Annotated in this window: 2 protein-coding genes; both read left to right on the plus strand. The window is 48.5% G+C overall.

The window, feature by feature from the left end:
• Nucleotides 1-679: 679 nt before the first annotated feature.
• Nucleotides 680-1,795 (plus strand): amidohydrolase family protein, encoded by a 1,116-nt coding sequence (locus QUB70_RS32110; RefSeq protein WP_332985846.1) that lies wholly within the window; start codon nucleotides 680-682, stop codon nucleotides 1,793-1,795.
• Between the two features lie 26 nt (nucleotides 1,796-1,821).
• Nucleotides 1,822-3,087 carry a hypothetical protein gene (locus QUB70_RS32115; RefSeq protein ID WP_332985847.1) on the plus strand — a complete coding sequence of 422 codons (1,266 nt, stop codon included), beginning with the start codon at nucleotides 1,822-1,824 and terminating at the stop codon, nucleotides 3,085-3,087.
• Nucleotides 3,088-3,164 lie beyond the last annotated feature (77 nt).

Genomic DNA, 3,164 nt, shown 5'->3' on the forward strand with positions numbered 1-3,164 from the left:
AATTTTTTTTCTTGTGGAATGGGCATCTTGCCCGTTCCAGAATTTGATTAAAAGGATTTTTGCAAGAGGTCTAATAAATAAGGTGACGAATAGAGCAATAGTTTACCTTGGATTAAGGCTTCTGGGGTTGAATTGTGCAAGTTATTTATTTTTGATTCCTTAAATGTCTAGAATTTACGCATTGACAAAGTAGCTAAAAAGTGTAACTATATTTTTGGTCAGGCTATCGCTAATTAGTAGGGAAGTTGAAATACGAATAATACCTATGTTGAGTCGAGCGGAAAGTTTATTTACCAGAAGCCCTACCAGCGATTGATTTCCTCTAGGCAATACAATCCGCCAGAAACCTTTTCAAATCTGCTTTTCAAATAACCCTGTGATAGGTGTTAAGTTCTTGTGCATTTAAATTGTATATTTCGATGACCATCAAAAATCGTCAAATCCTCTCCCCCTCTCCCCCTCGAACAATATAGACAATCTAGATGCACAACAGCTTATCTCCTGTAAGCGCAAGTAATCGCTTTTGTCAATCCTAGAAACTTTTGCTAAAACCCTGATTATTTCGTTACTTGACAAAAGTTTTCGCTCTACTAATTATGTCTAAAAAAACGGATTTGGACGATCGCAGCGACTACCATATCAACAAATACGGCAGATGAGACCTTAACAAATACGATTTATGGAAACACCTATCATCTCCGCAGATTCCCACATTATCGAACCCCCTGACCTGTGGGTCGAGAGGCTCGACAAACAATACCGGGACAGAGCACCGCACATCTTGTGGAATGAGGAGCGCCAAGGGTGGTTTTTCGTGTGCCAAGGGCTGCAACCTGCCTTGGTCAACTCCCTGTACGCAGTGGAGAAATCTGCCGAAGAGTTTGCCCAGCAGAGGCGGGTGGGGATTGAGGCGACCCGACTTGGTGGCAACGATCCTAGTGAACGCCTCAAGGATATGGAGCGTGACGGTATCGCCGCAGAAGTTCTTTACACCAGCTTAGGGATGTCGTTGTTCTGGCTTCAGGATGCTGCATTCCAGCAAGCCTGCTTCCGTGCATACAACAACTGGCTGGCTGAATTTGTCAGGTATGCGCCCAAGCAACTGATTGGCATCGGACTCATCTCACTTTGGGATGTGGATGACGCGGTTCGCGAAATGAAGCGCTGTCATCAGATGGGACTAAAAGGGGTGGCAATTTGGGCTTCTCCACCCGAAGAACGGGCATTCACCAGCACCTGTAATGACCCATTCTGGCGCGCAGCCCAAGAAATGGAGATGCCGGTGAGCCTGCATATTCTTACAGGCTATCGAGAAAGTCCGAAGGTCTTTGACTACAACACTAATGTGGAGCGGTGTCAACGCAACATGATCTTCCCGGAGGAGATCCAGCACTCTCTGACGGATATCATCTTCTCGGGCGTGTTGGAGCGCTTTCCCAATCTGAAGTTGGTGTTGGCGGAGAACGATATCGGCTGGGTAGCTTACCATCTGCTGCACGCAGACCGTATCCATGTCAAGCTCGGTCCGATCGCCCCCACCTCCCTGACGATGAAACCTAGCGAATACTTCAAGCGCCAGGTTTACTCCACCTTTATGGAAGATGAAGTCGGCATTTTGACCATGCAGATCCTTGGCGCAGATAATTTCATGTGGGGCAGCGATTATCCCCACTATGAGTCAACTTGGCCGAAGTCGCAGGAGATTATCTCGCAGTCGTTTCAAAATACCCCCGATGAGGATCGACTCAAAGTTGTCTACAAGAACTGTGCCAAGCTCTACGGTCTTGATGCCTAAAACTCTAAATTTTGATAAAAAGTGCAATGACTCAACAGCAAATTATTGACCATCCTTGGTATCGATTCATCGACAAAGATATCGAGTCCAGAACCCTAGCCAGTGTCGGCTTCACGAACCTAATCGCGAAGCAGCCCTATGCGATCGATGACGCGACATTTGAGGGGTTTCGATCGCGATATAGCACACTCAAGAAATTTCAGGAGATCACCCGCGACCTTTTTATGGCAAGTCTGCGGGGTGAAGCCGTATCTGCGATCGCAGATACGGTTCTCGCCGGACAGCCACCCTGTCGTGGCAAAGAGTACCATCTCAAACTCACCGAGAAGCAGCTTCAGCTCCCCGTTTTCTTCCGTACCGACGAAGTAGCACCAGGAGAGATTGCGGAGATCCAGTGCTTTGGCTCTGCATGGGAAATCGCAGATCAATTGAGAGACATCTACCTCGCCTTTCCCGACGACTTCGGCGTGCCGACTCGGTTTTTCCGTTCGCTAGCCAGCAGCGTTTCTCAATCCCTACGTAGCTATATCGGCGACCAACCCATAATTCATCATCTGCTCAATAACGCATCACGTCCGCATGGCGGACGCTACTTTATTCAACGGTGTCGGGAGGAAGGGCTGCGTTTTTTTAGCTGGGATGCTGTCGAGTGGAAAGACTGCAATTTTGTCCGTGCCCATGAGTTCTACGACCTCAGATACAATGGCTTTTTCGATCAGTGGATGGAGGCTTGCGAAGAAGGTCGTCTGTTTTTTGACCACCCCCCTACGCCCCTATACGATGCAAAAGTAATCATGGCGTGGCCTTTCTGGAGCAAGTCGCGGGAATACTATTCCGATGACATTCGGGCACTGTTTCCCCATACAGATATCATTACTCCAGAGGGTTTTCGTCTGGCGGATGGTTCCTGGGTCAGCCTTGAAGACTTCTGCCAGATCAGCATGAGTAAGCGCACTTACTACTTTAAATTTGCTGGCACAGATCCGACCCTGAACTGGGGAAGCCGCGCAGTGTATTACACGGGTAGCCTTTCAAGGCCAGCGTGTCATCAAATGTTCGACAGGATTCTCGCCGACTACCAAGTCGGGCATCACTGGATAGTCCAGGAGGCTCGAACCTGGTCTGAGCCTGTTACCGCGATCGATCGAGACGGACAAGAGGTCATCGTAGATGCCTATACCAAGCCCAGCGGCTTTTACAGCCCTGACGGACTGGTCGGTATTTTGATTATGCAGCAACACTCCCGGAAGGTTCACGGCTCGCCGAAAACCGTGATGAGCATCGTGTTCTGAATTGACACTCTCAGCGCTGAAGCGACTGAGATTCTTAAGAAATTTCGTTCTTAATATCCCTATTGCTAGGGTTCCTG

The sequence above is a fragment of the Microcoleus sp. A003_D6 genome, from assembly GCF_036702825.1.
Classification (GTDB): Bacteria; Cyanobacteriota; Cyanobacteriia; order Cyanobacteriales; family Microcoleaceae; genus Microcoleus.